At 45.0% G+C, this 18,120-nt stretch carries 17 protein-coding genes and 1 other annotated feature; all 17 genes read right to left on the minus strand.

The window, feature by feature from the left end; all coding sequences use genetic code 11:
• Window positions 1-198: 198 nt before the first annotated feature.
• Window positions 199-426: a hypothetical protein gene (locus tag SLU01_RS09015; protein ID WP_147057464.1), complete on the minus strand. Its 228-nt coding sequence runs from the start codon at window positions 424-426 to the stop codon at window positions 199-201.
• A 158-nt stretch (window positions 427-584) separates the two neighbouring features.
• Complete coding sequence (gene tuf / locus SLU01_RS09020) at window positions 585-1,772, minus strand: elongation factor Tu (RefSeq protein ID WP_147057465.1); 1,188 nt, start codon at window positions 1,770-1,772, stop codon at window positions 585-587.
• A gap of 126 nt (window positions 1,773-1,898) precedes the next feature.
• Window positions 1,899-3,977, minus strand: coding sequence for an elongation factor G (gene fusA, locus SLU01_RS09025; RefSeq protein ID WP_147057467.1), 2,079 nt, complete (start codon window positions 3,975-3,977; stop codon window positions 1,899-1,901).
• Window positions 3,978-4,028: 51 nt separating this feature from the next.
• Window positions 4,029-4,499 carry a 30S ribosomal protein S7 gene (rpsG, locus tag SLU01_RS09030; RefSeq protein ID WP_147057469.1) on the minus strand — a complete coding sequence of 157 codons (471 nt, stop codon included), beginning with the start codon at window positions 4,497-4,499 and terminating at the stop codon, window positions 4,029-4,031.
• A gap of 35 nt (window positions 4,500-4,534) precedes the next feature.
• A complete protein-coding gene (rpsL, locus tag SLU01_RS09035) occupies window positions 4,535-4,957 on the minus strand; it encodes a 30S ribosomal protein S12 (RefSeq protein ID WP_147057471.1) in 423 nt (140 codons plus the stop codon).
• A gap of 104 nt (window positions 4,958-5,061) precedes the next feature.
• Window positions 5,062-5,310 (minus strand): 50S ribosomal protein L7ae-like protein, encoded by a 249-nt coding sequence (locus tag SLU01_RS09040; protein WP_147057474.1) that lies wholly within the window; start codon window positions 5,308-5,310, stop codon window positions 5,062-5,064.
• A 127-nt stretch (window positions 5,311-5,437) separates the two neighbouring features.
• Window positions 5,438-9,031, minus strand: coding sequence for a DNA-directed RNA polymerase subunit beta' (gene rpoC / locus SLU01_RS09045; protein ID WP_147057476.1), 3,594 nt, complete (start codon window positions 9,029-9,031; stop codon window positions 5,438-5,440).
• 104 nt (window positions 9,032-9,135) lie between these two features.
• Complete coding sequence (gene rpoB / locus SLU01_RS09050; RefSeq protein ID WP_174842637.1) at window positions 9,136-12,678, minus strand: DNA-directed RNA polymerase subunit beta; 3,543 nt, start codon at window positions 12,676-12,678, stop codon at window positions 9,136-9,138.
• A 213-nt stretch (window positions 12,679-12,891) separates the two neighbouring features.
• Complete coding sequence (locus SLU01_RS09055; RefSeq protein ID WP_147057480.1) at window positions 12,892-13,500, minus strand: class I SAM-dependent methyltransferase; 609 nt, start codon at window positions 13,498-13,500, stop codon at window positions 12,892-12,894.
• A gap of 104 nt (window positions 13,501-13,604) precedes the next feature.
• Window positions 13,605-13,970, minus strand: a complete 366-nt coding sequence (rplL, locus tag SLU01_RS09060) for a 50S ribosomal protein L7/L12 (protein WP_147057482.1) — start codon at window positions 13,968-13,970, stop codon at window positions 13,605-13,607.
• A 69-nt stretch (window positions 13,971-14,039) separates the two neighbouring features.
• Window positions 14,040-14,540: a 50S ribosomal protein L10 gene (gene rplJ / locus SLU01_RS09065; RefSeq protein WP_147057484.1), complete on the minus strand. Its 501-nt coding sequence runs from the start codon at window positions 14,538-14,540 to the stop codon at window positions 14,040-14,042.
• Between the two features lie 28 nt (window positions 14,541-14,568).
• Window positions 14,569-14,712 (minus strand) — a sequence feature (ribosomal protein L10 leader region).
• 45 nt (window positions 14,713-14,757) lie between these two features.
• A complete protein-coding gene (gene rplA, locus SLU01_RS09070) occupies window positions 14,758-15,456 on the minus strand; it encodes a 50S ribosomal protein L1 (protein WP_147057486.1) in 699 nt (232 codons plus the stop codon).
• Window positions 15,457-15,573: 117 nt separating this feature from the next.
• Window positions 15,574-15,999 (minus strand): 50S ribosomal protein L11, encoded by a 426-nt coding sequence (gene rplK, locus SLU01_RS09075; RefSeq protein ID WP_060203386.1) that lies wholly within the window; start codon window positions 15,997-15,999, stop codon window positions 15,574-15,576.
• Between the two features lie 170 nt (window positions 16,000-16,169).
• The gene (gene nusG, locus SLU01_RS09080) at window positions 16,170-16,703 is read right to left on the minus strand and encodes a transcription termination/antitermination protein NusG (protein ID WP_147057615.1); all 534 of its coding nucleotides are present in this window, start codon (window positions 16,701-16,703) and stop codon (window positions 16,170-16,172) included.
• A gap of 186 nt (window positions 16,704-16,889) precedes the next feature.
• Window positions 16,890-17,075 carry a preprotein translocase subunit SecE gene (secE, locus tag SLU01_RS09085; RefSeq protein ID WP_147057488.1) on the minus strand — a complete coding sequence of 62 codons (186 nt, stop codon included), beginning with the start codon at window positions 17,073-17,075 and terminating at the stop codon, window positions 16,890-16,892.
• Between the two features lie 44 nt (window positions 17,076-17,119).
• Window positions 17,120-17,257 carry a 50S ribosomal protein L33 gene (rpmG, locus tag SLU01_RS09090; protein ID WP_308507722.1) on the minus strand — a complete coding sequence of 46 codons (138 nt, stop codon included), beginning with the start codon at window positions 17,255-17,257 and terminating at the stop codon, window positions 17,120-17,122.
• Between the two features lie 152 nt (window positions 17,258-17,409).
• Window positions 17,410-18,057, minus strand: a complete 648-nt coding sequence (gene sigH / locus SLU01_RS09095; protein WP_373866406.1) for an RNA polymerase sporulation sigma factor SigH — start codon at window positions 18,055-18,057, stop codon at window positions 17,410-17,412.
• Window positions 18,058-18,120 lie beyond the last annotated feature (63 nt).

Here is an 18,120-nt window from a genome sequence, read left to right on the forward strand (position 1 = left end):
TTAAGTCGTAATAAAGGATGCTATTGTAGTGTTGCTTGCTTTGAGCGCGGGCGGGCCTTATTTGAGCGCGGAGCAGCTTGCCTTGAGCGCGGATGGCCCTTTCTTGAGCGCGGAGCAGCTTGCCTTCAGCGCGGATGGCCCTTTCTTGAGCGCGTTGCAGGCTTCTTTGAGCGCGGAAAGTCCTTTCTTGAGCGCAGATCAGCTTGCCTTGAGCGCAGAAGGGCCTTTCTTGAGCGCGTTGCAGGCTTCTTTGAGCGCGGATGGCCCTTTCTTGAGCGCGGAGCAGCTTGCTTTGAGCGTGGAAGAGCCTTTCTTGAGCGCGGAGCAGGCTTCTTTGAGCGCGGATGGCCCTTTCTTGAGCGCGGAGCAGCTTGCTTTGAGCGCGGGAGTGATTTCTTTGAGCGCGGAGCAGTCTTCTTCGAGCATGCAGCTCCCACACATTTAATGTAGCATTTAACTGCTCGGACTTTTTGCGCGGCTTCGCTCTATGATCGACCTCACATCCACTTGCGCTTACTGTCATTGACTAGCAAAATGGCTTTCCAATAAAAAAACCCCGCACAAGTGCGGGGTCTCAAAAGTTATTACTTTTCGATTGTTGCTACAACGCCAGCGCCTACTGTACGGCCGCCTTCACGGATTGAGAATTTAGTACCTTCTTCAATCGCGATTGGAGCGATCAATTCTACAGTCATTTCAACGTTGTCGCCAGGCATAACCATTTCTACGCCTTCTGGAAGAGAGATGATTCCAGTAACGTCAGTTGTACGGAAGTAGAACTGTGGGCGGTAGTTAGAGAAGAATGGAGTGTGACGTCCACCCTCTTCTTTTGAAAGAACATAAACTTCTGATTTAAATTTAGTGTGTGGTGTGATTGTACCTGGTTTAGCAAGTACTTGACCACGTTCGATGTCTTCACGAGCTACCCCACGAAGAAGTGCACCGATGTTGTCGCCAGCTTCTGCATAGTCAAGAAGCTTACGGAACATTTCTACACCTGTAACAGTTGTAGATTTTGGTTCTTCAGTCAAACCGATGATGTCAACAACATCTCCGACTTTAACTACTCCACGCTCAACACGTCCAGTAGCAACTGTACCACGGCCTGTGATTGAGAATACGTCCTCAACTGGCATCATGAATGGCTTTTCAGTGTCACGTGGTGGTGTTGGGATGTACTCGTCAACTGCGTTCATTAGTTCAACGATTTTTTCTTCCCAATCAGCTTCACCTTCAAGTGCTTTAAGAGCAGAACCTTTGATGACAGGAATGTCGTCGCCAGGGAATTCGTACTCAGAAAGAAGGTCGCGAATTTCCATTTCAACTAGTTCAAGAAGTTCTTCGTCGTCTACCATGTCACATTTGTTCATGAATACAACTAGGTAAGGAACACCTACTTGACGAGAAAGAAGGATGTGCTCACGAGTTTGTGGCATTGGGCCGTCAGCTGCAGAAACAACTAGGATTCCGCCGTCCATTTGAGCAGCACCAGTGATCATGTTTTTAACGTAGTCAGCGTGACCTGGGCAGTCAACGTGCGCGTAGTGACGCTTGTCTGTTTCATACTCGATGTGTGAAGTATTGATCGTGATTCCACGCTCTTTTTCTTCTGGTGCGTTATCTACGTCAGCGTAAGATTTCGCTTCTCCACCCATTTTTTTTGAAAGAACTGTTGCGATTGCAGCAGTCAAAGTTGTTTTACCATGGTCAACGTGACCGATTGTTCCAACGTTAGCATGCTCCTTGGAGCGATCGAATTTCTCTTTACCCATTGTGGAATTCCTCCTTAAAAATATGAATGTTTTAATATTTATAGGTATGGAAGCTGAAGAGATATTTCCCCTCCAACTATCCATATCTTACAAGTATTCATTGCTGGAAACAAGGCTGAATTTTAATTATTCGCCTTTATTTTTCTTGATGACTTCTTCTGCAACTGATTTCGGAACGTCTTCATAGTGATCGAATGACATGGAGAATACTCCGCGTCCTTGTGTATTCGAACGAAGTGAAGTTGCGTAACCGAACATTTCTGCAAGTGGAACCATTGCACGGACGATTTGCGCGTTACCGCGAGCGTCCATACCTTCCACGCGACCACGACGTGATGTAATATCACCCATGATGTCGCCCATGTACTCTTCAGGGATGATAACTTCAACTTTCATCATCGGCTCAAGAAGAACTGGGTTACATTTTGCAGCGGCATTTTTAAGTGCCATGGAAGCAGCGATCTTGAACGCCATCTCATTGGAGTCGACGTCATGGTATGAACCATCGAAAAGACGAGCTTTTACGTCAATCAACGGATAACCTGCAAGAACACCATTATTCAGGGAGTCACGAACACCCGCTTCAACGGATCCAATATATTCACGAGGAACAACTCCACCGACGACAGCGTTTTCGAATTCGAAACCTTTTCCTTCTTCGTTTGGCGAGAACTCGATCCAAACGTGACCGTATTGACCACGACCACCGGATTGGCGGACGAACTTACCTTCAACCTCCGCAGCAGTACGGAATGTTTCACGATAAGATACTTGTGGCGCACCAACATTCGCTTCGACTTTGAACTCACGACGTAGACGGTCAACGATGATATCAAGGTGAAGTTCACCCATACCAGCGATGATGACTTCGCCTGTTTCTTGGTCAGTATGCGCACGGAAAGTTGGATCTTCTTCTTGTAGTTTCGCAAGAGCAGTACCCATCTTGTCTTGGTCGCCTTTAGTTTTCGGTTCAATTGCAACTGAGATAACCGGTTCTGGGAATTCCATGGACTCAAGGATGATTGGTGCTTTGTCGTCACAAAGCGTATCACCTGTTCCTGTATCTTTCAAACCGACCGCAGCTGCGATTTCGCCTGAATGCACTTCAGAAATCTCTTCACGGCTGTTAGCGTGCATTTGAAGGATACGTCCTACGCGCTCACGCTTGCCTTTTGTAGAGTTCTGTACATATGAACCTGATTGAAGGACTCCAGAATAAACACGGAAGAATGTAAGCTTACCAACATAAGGGTCTGTCATTACTTTGAACGCTAAAGCCGAGAACGGCTCTTCGTCGCTAGAATGACGCTCTTCTTCCACTTCTGTTTCCGGGTTGACACCCATCATTGGTGGGATATCGATAGGAGATGGCAAGTAGTCAACAACTGCGTCGAGGACTAATTGAACACCTTTGTTTTTGAAAGCCGTACCACAAACAACTGGGTAGAACTCTACCGCAAGTGTCGCTTTACGGATTGCAGTTTTGATTTCGTCTACTGTCAGCTCTTCGCCGCCAAGGTATTTCTCCATAAGATCTTCATCGAAATCGACAATCGCTTCAATCAATTTCTCATGGTATTCTTCAGCTTTCGCACGGTATTCTTCCGGAATTTCTTCAACTGTCGTATCTGTTCCGAGGTCATTACCGTACATTGTGGCTTTCATTTCAACGAGATCAATGATACCGCTGAATGTGTCTTCCGCACCGATCGGTAGTTGGATCGGATGTGCATTTGCTTGTAGACGATCATGAAGAGTGCCTACAGAGTAAAGGAAGTCTGCACCTGTTTTGTCCATCTTGTTAACGAATACAATACGTGGTACGCCATAAGTAGTAGCTTGGCGCCAAACTGTTTCTGTTTGTGGCTCAACGCCTGATTGAGCGTCAAGCACCGTTACAGCACCATCCAATACACGTAGGGAACGTTCAACTTCAACAGTGAAGTCAACGTGTCCCGGAGTATCGATAATGTTTACACGGTGGCCTTTCCAAGCAGCTGTAGTTGCAGCAGAAGTGATCGTGATTCCACGCTCTTGCTCCTGCTCCATCCAGTCCATTTGCGAAGCCCCTTCGTGCGTTTCACCAATCTTATGGATTTTACCTGTGTAAAAAAGGATCCGCTCAGTTGTCGTCGTCTTACCGGCGTCGATGTGAGCCATGATACCAATGTTACGAGTATTCTCTAAGGAGAACTCTCTAGCCATTTTGTATATCTCCTTCCGTTTCGGATTAAGGTGTCAATAAACCGTCCGATCTTACCAACGATAGTGAGCGAATGCTTTGTTGGCTTCAGCCATTTTATGCATTTCTTCACGACGTTTCACGGATGCACCTGTGTTGTTAGAAGCATCAAGGATTTCATTCGCAAGACGCTCTTCCATTGTTTTCTCACCACGTGTGCGAGAGTAGTTCACAAGGTAACGCAATCCGAGAGTTGTACGGCGTTCAGGACGAACTTCGACCGGAACTTGGTAGTTTGCACCACCGACACGGCGAGCGCGAACTTCAAGAACTGGCATTACATTATTCAATGCTGCTTCGAATACTTCTAGAGGGTCTTTACCAGAACGTTCTTTAACAAGTTCAAACGCACCATAGAGGATTTTTTGTGATGTACCTTTTTTTCCATCTACCATCATTTTATTGATGAGACGTGTTACAAGCTTCGAATTGTAAATCGGATCCGGTAATACGTCACGTTTTGCAACAGGACCTTTACGAGGCATATTGTTTTCCTCCTTTCGAAATGATCATTTCGTTATTAGTTTTTCTTTTCTTTAGGTTTTTTCGCACCGTATTGTGAACGGCTTTGCATACGGCCAGTAACTCCAGCAGTATCAAGTGCACCACGAACGATGTGGTAACGAACACCCGGTAAGTCTTTTACACGTCCTCCGCGGATAAGAACAACGCTGTGCTCTTGAAGGTTGTGGCCTTCACCAGGGATATATGCGTTAACTTCCAAAGTGTTTGTCAAACGTACACGCGCATATTTACGAAGAGCCGAGTTCGGTTTCTTCGGAGTCATTGTACCCACACGAGTACAAACACCTCTTTTTTGTGGCGAGTTGACATTTGTCATCGACTTTTTGAAGCTGTTATAGCTTTTTCCGAGTGCTGGTGCCTTGGAATTGTCCGATTTCGATTGACGAGGTTTACGGACCAATTGGTTAATTGTAGGCATCGGATTTCCTCCTTTCACTGTGCTTTTTGTAAGACCACACATCCAGGTGGTTCATTTTTGGGGTAAAAACAAAGTCTTTGTGTTTTCAATAAACACAAAAACCATTATACAGTAATGGCGACGACAGCCGCACTTACTTGAATGCCGCATGCTTGACCGAGGTGTTCCCTCGAATCGACATAACTTACTTGGATGCCATGAAGTTCCGCTTCTCCGATAACTGGAGCAACTAGCTTCTCATCTGCATCTTTTGCAATGACGACTTCCTTCACTGTGCCTGACCTTAACGCTTTCACTGTTTGCTTTGTACCGATGATTGTCTTCTTTGCCTGTTCGACTTTTTCATAAGACATACGTACATCCTCCAAAGTACAGACATTCAACTATCAACCTTTTGTATATTATCACTTACGGCAGGACATGTCAACAATTAATAGAAAAACGGAGAGAGGATTTTTCTCTCCCCGTTTCAATCTTTAATTATTCTACAGTCGCTACTGTTGCTTCGCTGTCTTTTTCCATCTGGATTTGACGATAACGTTGCATCCCAGTACCAGCTGGAACAAGTTTACCAATGATGACATTCTCTTTCAAACCGAGTAATTCATCCGTTTTTCCTTTAATCGCCGCATCAGTCAAGACACGAGTCGTCTCTTGGAATGAAGCTGCTGAAAGGAATGATTCCGTCTCGAGTGATGCTTTTGTGATCCCGAGAATGACTGGACGTGATGTTGCTGGTACTTTCCCTTCTTTCAAGACAACCGCATTCGCATCAGAGAACTGGTGGATGTCGAGCAAGGAGCCTGGAAGTAGATCCGTGTCTCCCGCTTCAATGACACGCACTTTGCGAAGCATTTGGCGAACCATTACTTCAACGTGCTTATCACCGATTTCAACACCTTGCATACGGTATACTTTTTGAACTTCCTTAAGAAGGTACTCTTGTACTGTGGCAACGTCTTTGACGATAATCAATTCTTTCGGGTCGATGGATCCTTCTGTAAGAGTATCTCCACGATCGATTGAATCGCCAACTTGCACTTTCAGGCGGGCATTGTACGGAGCAAGATACTTGCGCGTTTCAACATCCCCTTGAATCGTGATTTCTTTCTGGCCTTCACGGATTTCATCAACCTCAGTGACTTCACCTTTGATTTCAGAGATGACCGCTTGACCTTTAGGATTACGTGCTTCGAAGATTTCCTGGATACGCGGAAGACCTGATGTGATATCATCTCCGGCAACTCCACCTGTATGGAAGGTACGCATCGTAAGCTGTGTTCCGGGTTCCCCGATCGATTGCGCAGCGATAATTCCGACCGCTTCACCGACTTCGACCGTTTCACCAGTCGCAAGGTTGATGCCGTAACATTTTTTACATACGCCATGCTTCGTATTGCATGTGAACGCCGAACGAATTGTAACTGTTGTAATACCTGCATTCATTACTTCAGTTGCAAGGTCAGCTGTAATCAGGCCATCTTTCGGAATGATCACTTTACCCGTTTCCGGATGACGGATCGTTTTCTTCGTATGGCGGCCTTCAATACGCTCATCCAGTGTTTCAATGACTTCCGTACCTTCAGTAAGAGCACTGATTTCAAGTCCACGGTCTGTGCCGCAATCATCTTCACGGACGATGACGTCTTGAGCTACGTCAACAAGTCGACGAGTCAAATAACCGGAGTCAGCAGTTTTCAATGCCGTATCCGCAAGACCTTTACGAGCACCATGCGTGGAAATGAAGTACTCGAGAACGGTTAGTCCTTCACGGAACGATGACTTGATCGGCAATTCGATAATACGGCCGGCCGGGTTCGCCATCAGTCCCCGCATACCTGCGAGTTGAGTGAAGTTGGACGCGTTACCACGGGCACCAGAGTCACTCATGATGTAAATCGGATTTGTGTTATCGAGCGAGTCCATCAGCTTATCCTGGATGATGTCTTTCGCATTACTCCAGTAAGAGATAACTCGATCGTAGCGCTCTTCTTCCGTAATCAAACCACGGCGGAATTGCTGCATAACCTTATCCACTTTATCTTGTGCTTCTTGCAAGATTTGATCTTTATTCGGCAATACGACAATGTCAGAAATACCGACCGTAATGCCTGCTCGAGTGGAATATTTGAAACCTAGGTTTTTCATCCGGTCAAGCATTCTTGAAGTTTCCGTAATATGGAACTTCTTAAAGATTTCCGCGATGATATTTCCAAGAATTTTCTTCCGGAATGGAAGTACAAGCTCAGCATTTTGGATATGCTCTCTCACATTCACTGTACCGTCAATGAAATATTTATCCGGCGTCTCAATTTGTAAGTTATGATCCGTCGGTTCATTAATATACGGGAACGATTCCGGCAGGATTTCATTAAAGATAAGCTTTCCTACCGTAGTCATTAAGAGTTTTTGGTTCTGTTCCTCAGTGAACGTCGGATTGTTTAGCGAACTGGCTTGGATAGCGATTCTCGTATGAAGATGAACATGGCCGGTCTGATATGCAATCAGTGCTTCGTTCATGCTGCTGAAAATCTTCCCTTCACCAATGGAGCCTTCCCTTTCCAACGTGAGGTAATAGTTACCTAATACCATATCTTGTGATGGTGTAACGACCGGTTTTCCGTCTTTCGGGTTCAAGATGTTTTGTGCGGCAAGCATGAGCAGGCGCGCTTCAGCTTGGGCTTCTGCGGAAAGCGGAACGTGAACAGCCATTTGGTCACCATCAAAGTCGGCATTATAGGCTGTACAGACGAGCGGGTGAAGCTGGATGGCACGGCCTTCCACCAACATTGGCTCGAATGCCTGGATTCCAAGTCTATGAAGGGTAGGGGCGCGGTTTAGTAAAACCGGATGTTCTTTAATAACATCTTCAAGGACGTCCCATACTTCGGAATGCAAACGTTCAATTTTCCGTTTTGCACTCTTGATGTTATGAGCAAGGCCGCGTTCGACCAATTCCTTCATAACGAAAGGTTTGAATAATTCAATGGCCATTTCTTTTGGAAGACCACATTGATACATTTTCAAGTTAGGACCGACAACGATAACTGAACGGCCTGAATAATCGACCCGTTTACCCAATAGGTTTTGACGGAAGCGCCCTTGCTTCCCTTTCAACATATGGGAGAGGGATTTCAACGGACGATTTCCCGGTCCTGTTACCGGACGTCCACGTCTTCCATTATCGACTAGCGCATCGACAGCTTCCTGCAACATACGTTTTTCGTTTTGTACAATGATGCCAGGAGCTCCAAGGTCAAGTAGACGTTTCAACCGGTTGTTACGGTTGATGACCCTACGGTAAAGATCGTTCAAATCGGATGTAGCGAAGCGGCCGCCGTCCAACTGCACCATCGGGCGTAGTTCGGGTGGAATAACCGGCAATACTTCAAGTACCATCCATTCAGGACGGTTGCCTGAATTACGGAAGGATTCGACGACTTCCAAGCGTCTGATCGCACGAGTGCGTCGTTGACCTTGAACCGTCTTCAATTCTTCCTTCAGCATTTCTGTTTCTTTATCTAAATCGATCGCCATTAAAAGTTGCTCAATCGCTTCGGCACCCATTGCCGCTTGGAATTTAGAACCGTATTTTTCACGATACAATCTGAATTCCTTCTCGGAAAGAAGTTGTTTCCGTTCAAGTGGCGTATCTGCAGGATCGATAACAACATATGATGCGAAATAAATGATTTCTTCCAACGCACGCGGAGTCATATCTAAAATAAGACCCATTCTGCTCGGAATTCCTTTGAAATACCAAATATGCGTAACTGGTGCAGCGAGCTCGATATGCCCCATACGTTCACGGCGCACTTTTTGGCGAGTTACTTCAACGCCGCATCGATCACAGACGACACCTTTGTAGCGTACACGTTTATACTTCCCACAATGACATTCCCAGTCCTTTGTAGGTCCGAAAATCCGTTCACAGAACAAACCATCTTTCTCCGGCTTCAATGTACGGTAGTTGATCGTTTCGGGTTTTTTCACTTCACCATAAGACCAAGAACGAATTTTATCCGGTGAAGCAAGGCCGATTTTCATATACTCAAAATTGTTTACATCTATCAAGGAGCCTACCTCCCTCTTATCTTATCTCCACGATGGATTCTCATCAATATCGTTAAAAATAGGGAAGCGTTCATAGAGCTTCCCTATTAATTTGTACATTCGTCTTAAACTGTTTGATCTTCTGCCATTAGATTCAATGCATCTGTTGGTTGCATATCATCATCGTCATCAAGATCGCGCATTTCAATTTCTTCGAATTCCTCTGTCAGCATCTTGACGTCCAGTCCAAGGCTCTGAAGTTCTTTGATCAATACTTTGAACGATTCAGGTACACCTGGCTGAGGTACGCTTTGACCTTTGACGATTGCCTCGTATGTTTTCACACGACCTACAACGTCATCCGACTTGACTGTAAGGATTTCCTGCAACGTATAGGCAGCGCCATATGCTTCAAGCGCCCACACTTCCATCTCCCCGAAACGCTGTCCACCAAATTGAGCTTTTCCTCCAAGCGGCTGTTGCGTAACGAGTGAGTAAGGTCCTGTTGAACGTGCATGGAGCTTATCGTCGACCATATGTGCAAGCTTGATCAAATACATGACACCTACGGATACACGGCTATCGAATGGTTCACCGGATCGGCCATCGTAAAGGATCGTCTTACCATCACGGTTCATGCCTGCTTCTTCCATCGTCGACCAGACATCCTCTTCGTTTGCTCCGTCAAATACCGGCGAAGCCATATGGACGCCCAAGTTCCGCGCAGCCATTCCTAAGTGCAATTCAAGTACCTGTCCGATGTTCATACGTGATGGAACACCTTGAGGGTTCAACATGACGTCGATCGGTGTGCCGTCAGGAAGATAAGGCATATCCGATTCAGGTAAGATACGGGAAATTACCCCTTTATTACCGTGACGTCCAGCCATTTTATCCCCGACAGAGATTTTACGTTTTTGGACGATATACGCACGAACGAGCTGATTGACGCCCGGTGGCAATTCATCCCCATCTTCACGATTGAACACTTTCACGTCGAGGACAATTCCGCCCGCACCGTGAGGAACGCGCAATGATGTATCCCGCACTTCACGTGCTTTTTCACCGAAGATGGCATGAAGGAGACGTTCTTCCGCTGTCAATTCAGTAACCCCTTTAGGTGTTACTTTCCCAACAAGGATATCGCCGTCGCGCACTTCTGCACCGACACGGATGATACCACGATCGTCCAGGTTACGAAGAGCTTCTTCACCGACGTTAGGAATATCTCTCGTAATCTCTTCTGGTCCAAGCTTCGTGTCACGCGCTTCCGATTCATATTCTTCAATATGGATCGATGTAAAGACGTCATCTTTCACAAGACGTTCGCTCATGATGATGGCATCTTCATAGTTATAACCGTCCCATGTCATAAAGGCAGTAAGGACGTTACGTCCAAGTGCAAGCTCCCCGCTATCCATCGAAGGGCCATCCGCCAGAATATCGCGTGGTTTTACGCGATCCCCGACACTGACGATCGGACGCTGGTTATAGCAAGTCCCTTGGTTGGAACGGATAAAGTTATCAAGTCTGTAAATCGTCAAGTCGCCCTTAACTTCTTTATCGTCCACTGTTTCAATGCGGCGGATACGGATTTCCTTCGCTTCGACATGCTCGACAATTCCATGGAATTTCGCAAGCACTGCGGCTCCGGAGTCACGCGCTGACACGTGTTCCATTCCTGTACCGACAAATGGAGCTTCAGGGTTCAATAAAGGTACAGCTTGACGTTGCATGTTCGCGCCCATAAGTGCACGGTTCGAGTCATCGTTTTCAAGGAACGGGATACAAGCCGTTGCAGCAGACACGACCTGTTTAGGAGAAACGTCCATATAGTCGATCTGTTCACGTTTGAACACCGTATTATCCCCTTGGAAACGGCCAACCACTTCTTCATTCACATAGGAGCCATCTTCGTTGAGCGGCGCATTTGCCTGCGCAACGACATAGTTATCCTCGATGTCTGCAGTCAAGTAGTCGATTTGTTTAGTGACGCGTCCAGTTTCAGGGTCAACCTTCCGATAAGGAGTTTCAATGAAACCGAATTTATTCACTCTCGCAAATGTTGATAGGGAGTTGATCAACCCGATGTTCGGACCCTCCGGCGTTTCAATCGGACACATACGGCCATAGTGAGAATAGTGAACGTCCCGGACTTCCATGCCCGCACGTTCCCTTGTCAATCCACCAGGTCCGAGTGCAGACAACCTACGCTTATGAGTCAACTCGGCAAGCGGGTTAGTCTGATCCATGAATTGGGATAACTGCGAGCTACCGAAGAACTCTTTAATTGAAGCAATAACCGGTCTGATGTTGATTAATTGCTGAGGTACGATTGATTGCGTGTCATTGATGGACATACGCTCTTTAACAACACGTTCCATACGGGACAAACCAATTCGGAATTGGTTTTGCAACAACTCGCCGACTGAACGAAGACGACGGTTTCCAAGATGATCGATATCATCCGTATTTCCTACTCCGTGCAGCAAGTTGAAGAAATAGCTGATCGATGCCACGATGTCTGCTGGCGTCACATGTTTCACCACTTCATCGATACTCGCATTCGAGATAACATTAATCACTTGCTTTTCTTCACTTTTCGGAGCATAGATCTTGATCGTCTGAATTGTTATATCCTCTTCAAGAACTCCGCCAACATGGGAGATCTCTTGAATTCCAACACCTTTTTCCAGATGTGGCAATAGACGATCTAACGTTCTTCGATCGATTAATTGATCCTTCTCAACTAGGATTTCACCAGTTTCAGGATCTGCAAGCGTCTCCGCAACAGTCTGGTTGAAAAGACGGTTTTGCAAATGAAGCTTTTTGTTCATTTTGTAGCGACCAACATTCGCCAAGTCATATCTTTTTGGGTCGAAGAAGCGAGAGTACAACAGGCTTTTCGCGCTGTCCAATGTCGGAGGCTCGCCAGGACGAAGACGCTCATAAATTTCAAGCAACGCCTTTTCGGACGTTTCCGTGTTGTCCTTTTCTAGCGTATTCCGTAAATACTCGTTATCCCCGATCAAATCGATAATCTCTTGGTCAGTTGAAAAACCGAGTGCGCGAAGAAGCACAGTAATCGGTAATTTACGTGTACGGTCGATACGGACATGCACGACATCTTTCGCATCCGTTTCATATTCAAGCCAAGCACCGCGGTTCGGAATAACAGTCGCCGCAAATCCACGTTTTCCGTTCTTATCCGTCTTGTCATTGAAATAGACACTCGGGGATCGAACTAACTGGGAAACGATAACCCTTTCCGCACCGTTGATGATAAATGTTCCGTTTTCAGTCATTAGCGGGAAATCACCCATGAAAACGTCTTGTTCCTTCACTTCTTCTGTTTCCTTGTTATGCAAGCGAACTTTTACGCGTAGTGGTGCTGCGTATGTTACGTCCCGCTCTTTTGATTCATCAACAGGGTATTTCGGTTCACCAAGTTGATAATCAATGAATTCCAACGAAAGATTACCCGTGAAATCCTGGATCGGTGAAATATCGCGAAACATTTCCCGCAATCCTTCTTCCAAGAACCACTCATAAGATGCCGTCTGGATTTCAATCAAATTCGGCAGCTCGAGAACTTCATTGATCCGCGCGAAACTCCGGCGCTGACGGTGTTGACCATACTGAACTAAATGACCTGTCAACTCTTTCACCCCTCAAAACAATATTAGTCCTTTGCGAAATCATAAAAATGGTGTATGATATCGAAAAAACAAAAAGAAAACGAGTTCCGGCAAGAGCTCATTTTCGGTTTAACAATCTTTTATCCATTGCCAGTATGCCTTAGATTTCCAAAACTTATGCAAAAGGGCACACGACCGCATTATATTATTTATGCATTTTACAATGCTAGCACAAGAAAACCCTTACGTCAAGAGTTTTTGGGCTTTCAGTATAAAATATCCTTTTTTCTTTTCCACCGTTTCCACACTACCGAATAGCTCCGTCAAATGCGTCATTGTCGAAGGGGCTCCTTGTTTCTTCTGGATGACAACCCACAGTTCCCCTCCAACCGCCAATTTAGCAAAAGCTCCATCATAAATATTGAATACCGTCTCTTTTCCTGCCCGGATAGGCGGGTTCGTCAAGATTGCGGCGAAGCCTTCCGCCTCCACATCTGACAATGCATCACTTGGGTAAATCTTTACGTTACTAATGCTGTTCAATTGAGCATTCTCATTTGCTAGCGACATTGCCCGTTCATTCACATCGACCATATGGATATTCCGATCCGGAAAAGATGCGGCAATCGACAAGCCGATCGGGCCATACCCACAACCGACATCCAATAGATCCCCCTCGATTTCCGGAATTGTAAATGCTTCAGCGAGCAAGCGTGAACCAAAATCCACTTCACCCTTACTGAATACACCGGCATCCGTTTTAAAACGCAGACGCTTGTCGCGTATCACAGCCTGCCATTCCTTAGGATCGCTTTTCACCGTGGGGTTTTTAGAATAATAATGTTCAGACATATAAATCCTCCTTTCCATTCGAAAGGTTGCCCATTTTTCTTCCGAGTTAAAAAAACGAAGAAAAGCCCGTCCAATTTGACGAGCCTTTCTTCAGTATTCAAGAATTACTTAACTTCTACGCCAGCGCCAACTTCTTCAAGTTTAGCTTTCATTTCTTCAGCGTCTTCTTTAGATACGCCTTCTTTGATTGCTTTTGGAGCGTTATCAACTACTTCTTTCGCTTCTTTCAAGCCTAGGCCAGTAAGTTCGCGTACGACTTTGATAACTTTGATTTTTTGGTCTCCTGCAGAAGCAAGAATTACGTCGAATTCAGTTTGCTCAGCAGCTGCTTCACCAGCACCTGCTCCGCCCATCATAGCTACTGGAGCTGCAGCAGTTACGCCGAATTCTTCTTCGATTGCTTTTACAAGGTCGTTCAATTCAAGAACTGTCATTTCTTTAATCGCGTCAAGGATTTGTTCTTTAGTCATTATATTTTCCTCCTAAATAGGTTTTGGTTGTCGGGTATTAACCCGCAGATTTTTGTTCAGGCCGCCAAATTAAGCGCCTTGTTCCTCTTTTTGCTCTGCAACAGCTTTTGTTGCAAGCGCGAAGTTGCGCATTGGAGCTTGTAGTACGCTGAGTAGCATGGATAGAAGACCTTCGCGTGATGGAAGTTCAGCCAACGCTTTAACTTCTTCAACAGAAGCGATTTGTCCTTCGATCACACCTGCTTTGATCTCAAGTTTGTCGTTCTTCTTAGCGAAATCGTTAAGGATTTTAGCCGGAGCTACAACATCTTCAGTTGAGAACGCGATCGCGTTCGGTCCTGTCAAATGTTCATTCAACCCTTCAAGACCTGCTGTTTCAGCAGCACGGCGTGACATCGAGTTTTTGTAAACTTTGAAGTCGATACCTGCTTCACGAAGCTGTTTACGAAGTTCCGTAACTTGGCTGACGTTAAGACCACGATAGTCTACTACGACAACAGAAACTGCTGATTTCAACTTGCCAGAAATCTCATCAACTACTGCTTGTTTAGCTTCTAATACTTTGCTCATCTTGACACCTCCTATAAGAATGTCATTTATACCGATATGAAAAGCCCCCGCAGTCCACAATGTAGACTACGAGGGCAGAAAAGTCGTCATCTTTAAGTAAAGAGCGTCTTGTCCTCGGCAGGATAATTAAGCGAAGCGCCCCTGCTGTCTACGGTACAAATGATTTAGTTCACAACAAACGAAATCTTATCATGTGATTTCATGTTTGTCAATAATTTTATTTAATAACTACAGAAGACGGATCAATTTTCACCGCAGGACCCATTGTAGTCGTAACGTTTACAGACTTCATGTAAGTTCCTTTAGCTGCAGCTGGTTTAGCTTTTTGGATTGTTTCAAATACAGTTTTGAAGTTTTCTTCAAGCTTTTCGTTGTCGAAAGAAGCTTTTCCGATTGGAGCGTGGATGATACCCGCTTTGTCCGCACGGTATTCAACTTTACCTGCTTTGATTTCCGCAATAGCTTTAGTAACATCAAATGTTACTGTGCCAGTTTTAGGGTTTGGCATTAAGCCTTTTGGTCCTAAAACGCGACCGATTTTACCAACTTCGCCCATCATGTCCGGAGTTGCAACGATAACGTCGAAATCGAACCAGCCTTGTTGGATTTTAGTGATGTACTCAGCATCGCCTACGTAGTCTGCACCAGCAGCTTCCGCTTCTTTCACCTTTTCGCCTTTAGCGAAAACGAGAACGCGTTGAGTTTTACCAGTACCGTTTGGAAGCACGACAGCTCCACGGATTTGTTGGTCGTTTTTACGAGTGTCGATTCCAAGACGGAATGCGACTTCAACAGTTGCGTCAAAGTTGACTGTGCTTGTTTTCTTTGCAAGCTCAATCGCTTCTTTCAAATCATACACTTGCGTGCGATCTACAAGCTTTGCCGCCTCAGTGAATTTTTTACCTCTTTTAGCCATTTAAAATTTCCTCCTCGTTTGTGGTTTTAACGGATTGAACCTCCCACGAATAAGGGTTGCGTGTTCCAAGGAACAAGCGCAACCCCCACTACAAAGAACCGCGTTCCAGAAATACGATCAGTCTTCGATCGTGATTCCCATACTGCGCGCAGTACCTTCAACCATTGCCATCGCCGCTTCAACCGATGCTGCGTTTAGATCCTGCATCTTTTGTTCTGCAATTTCGCGAACTTTATCACGTTTTACAGTAGCTACCTTCTTTTTATTCGGTTCGCCTGAACCTTTTTGAAGATTAGCTGCAACTTTCAGCAAAACTGCTGCTGGTGGAGTTTTTGTAATAAAAGTGAATGAACGGTCCTCAAATACAGTTATTTCAACAGGAATGATTAAGCCTGCTTGATCTGCTGTGCGTGCATTGAAATCTTTACAGAATCCCATGATGTTGACACCTGCTTGACCTAATGCCGGTCCAACTGGTGGTGCTGGGTTAGCTTTACCTGCAGGGATTTGCAATTTCACAATTTTGGTTACTTTTTTAGCCACGAGACACACCTCCTTAAGTCCGTGATGTGGTAATTGGGTTGCCCCTCCCACTCAATATGTGCCTGCCGGTTTCACCCGGTAGAATTTGGTTAATCCGTCCAGACTGTTTTACGACAGTCTGACCTTTGAAATGATACCATTTTTATGCTCGACTTGCAAGTAGGAATCTCTTATAATTTTTGAACTTGGTTAAAGTCAAGTTCCATGATCGTTTCTCTACCGAACATATCAACAGAAACTCGGACTTTTCCTTTGTCCTGATCGATTTCTTCCACTTTTCCTTGGAAGTGCGCAAACGGTCCTTCAAGTACTTCGATCATTTCGCCGATCTCGAAATCTGCTTCAGCTTTCCGTTCTTTCATTCCCATTTGCTTAAGGATGAAATCAACTTCTTCCGGCAACAGCGGAGTCGGTTTGGCACCTCCGCCAGAAGAACCGATGAAACCTGTCACGCCTGGCGTATTACGAACGACATACCATGAGTCGTCTGTCATGATGATTTCGACAAGGACATAGCCCGGGAACGTCTTTTTCATAACTGTCCGCTTTTTGCCATCCTTAAAATCCGTTTCCTGCTCTTCAGGAATGACTACACGAAATATCTTATCTTGCATCCCCATTGTCTCAACACGTTTTTCCAGGTTGGCTTTCACCTTGTTTTCGTATCCTGAATACGTGTGGACAACGTACCAATTTTTCTCCATTTCCATAATAACAAGGACTGTGTGTCCGTCCCTCCTTTTTTCATACGTTATAGAATACTCCAGATTTCCGCTACAGACGGATGCCTTCCGCTTCAATCAATAGGAAATGCATTTTTTCAAGAAATGAAAAAACCCGTTCATTTGACAAGACGGGATATTTTCAAAAAGGATATTCATACTGCCTTATTATAACGCAAGATACCATTCCATTACTTCTGAAATGCCTAAATCCACAAGACCGAAGTAAACTGCCATGAAAACGACTGTAAAGATAACAACAATCGTATACCTTGTCAATTCTTTTCTTTTCGGCCAGCTGACCTTTCTCATTTCCGAAACGACAGCTTTTAAAAATCCGGTTATTTTACCCATTCGATCGTAAACCTCCGAATACTAATATATTGCTGCATTTGCAATTAAATTGTCTGTTTATGTTCTGTATGTTCATTGCATTGGTTGCAAAATTTTTTCACTGTGAACCGGATTGTCGATTGTTTATTCCCCGTTGGGACAACATAGTTTCTAGATCCGCAACGATCGCAGCATAAAATCATCTTTTTAGACACTTCTCTCACCCTAAACTTCCATCGATACCAAATGTTTGTAAACAGTCTAAGTAATTTGTCATTGTCTTGCTAAAGAGTACCATCTAACATGTATGATGTCAATACGATGGAAAATGGTTGGCAATACATAGAGAAGCTGATCAAAATACAACATCCACCTGCATATGCCGCTCTAGCTTACGCTTGATCCGCTGTAATGCATTATCCACAGACTTTACTTGCCGGTTCAATTCATCTGAGATTTCCTGATAGGATTGCCCTTCCAAATAAAGTGTAAGCACCTGTTTTTCAAGTCCACTCAAAACTTTATTGATTTCCCCTTCCATTTGGATGAAATCTTCCTTATGAATCATCAAATCTTCCGGGTCATCGAGCACGGATCCCGCAATGACGTCCAACAATGTGCGATCGGATTCCTCATCGAAAACAGGCTTGTCCAACGACACTGAGGTATTGAGCGGGATATGCTTCTGCCTAGTCGCCGTTTTGATCGCCGTAATGATTTGTCTCGTGATGCATAGCTCAGCAAAAGCTTTGAAAGAACTTAGCCGGTCTATCCGAAAATCGCGGATTGCTTTATAAAGTCCAATCATTCCTTCTTGAATAATGTCTTCCCGATCTCCGCCCATCATGAAATAAGAACGCGCTTTCATTTTTACAAAAGATTGATATTTAGTAATTAGAAAATCAAGTGCATCCGCGCCGCCTTCTTGAATACGGACTATAAGCTCTTCATCGGAAAGCTCTGTGAAGTCCGTGATTTCCCCCTGAACGTATGTCTTTCCCACCAATCGCCACACCCCGATTCGTTATTACGTTTCAACCAGTATACCGTATGGAAAATTTTTGCG

Origin of the sequence: Sporosarcina luteola (genome assembly GCF_007991495.1) — a bacterium.
Taxonomy (GTDB): Bacteria; Bacillota; Bacilli; order Bacillales_A; family Planococcaceae; genus Sporosarcina; species Sporosarcina luteola.

Excerpts from the sequence above, each read along its gene's own strand:
- SLU01_RS09015 (WP_147057464.1), bottom strand. The coding sequence starts at position 426 with ATGCTCGAAGAAGACTGCTCCGCGCTCAAAGAAATCACTCCCGCGCTC.
- tuf (WP_147057465.1), bottom strand. The coding sequence starts at position 1,772 with ATGGGTAAAGAGAAATTCGATCGCTCCAAGGAGCATGCTAACGTTGGA.
- fusA (WP_147057467.1), bottom strand. The coding sequence starts at position 3,977 with ATGGCTAGAGAGTTCTCCTTAGAGAATACTCGTAACATTGGTATCATG.
- rpsG (WP_147057469.1), bottom strand. The coding sequence starts at position 4,499 with ATGCCTCGTAAAGGTCCTGTTGCAAAACGTGACGTATTACCGGATCCG.
- rpsL (WP_147057471.1), bottom strand. The coding sequence starts at position 4,957 with ATGCCTACAATTAACCAATTGGTCCGTAAACCTCGTCAATCGAAATCG.
- SLU01_RS09040 (WP_147057474.1), bottom strand. The coding sequence starts at position 5,310 with ATGTCTTATGAAAAAGTCGAACAGGCAAAGAAGACAATCATCGGTACA.
- SLU01_RS09055 (WP_147057480.1), bottom strand. The coding sequence starts at position 13,500 with ATGTCTGAACATTATTATTCTAAAAACCCCACGGTGAAAAGCGATCCT.
- rplL (WP_147057482.1), bottom strand. The coding sequence starts at position 13,970 with ATGACTAAAGAACAAATCCTTGACGCGATTAAAGAAATGACAGTTCTT.
- rplJ (WP_147057484.1), bottom strand. The coding sequence starts at position 14,540 with ATGAGCAAAGTATTAGAAGCTAAACAAGCAGTAGTTGATGAGATTTCT.
- rplA (WP_147057486.1), bottom strand. The coding sequence starts at position 15,456 with ATGGCTAAAAGAGGTAAAAAATTCACTGAGGCGGCAAAGCTTGTAGAT.
- nusG (WP_147057615.1), bottom strand. The coding sequence starts at position 16,703 with ATGGAGAAAAATTGGTACGTTGTCCACACGTATTCAGGATACGAAAAC.
- secE (WP_147057488.1), bottom strand. The coding sequence starts at position 17,075 with ATGGGTAAAATAACCGGATTTTTAAAAGCTGTCGTTTCGGAAATGAGA.
- rpmG (WP_308507722.1), bottom strand. The coding sequence starts at position 17,257 with ATGATTTTATGCTGCGATCGTTGCGGATCTAGAAACTATGTTGTCCCA.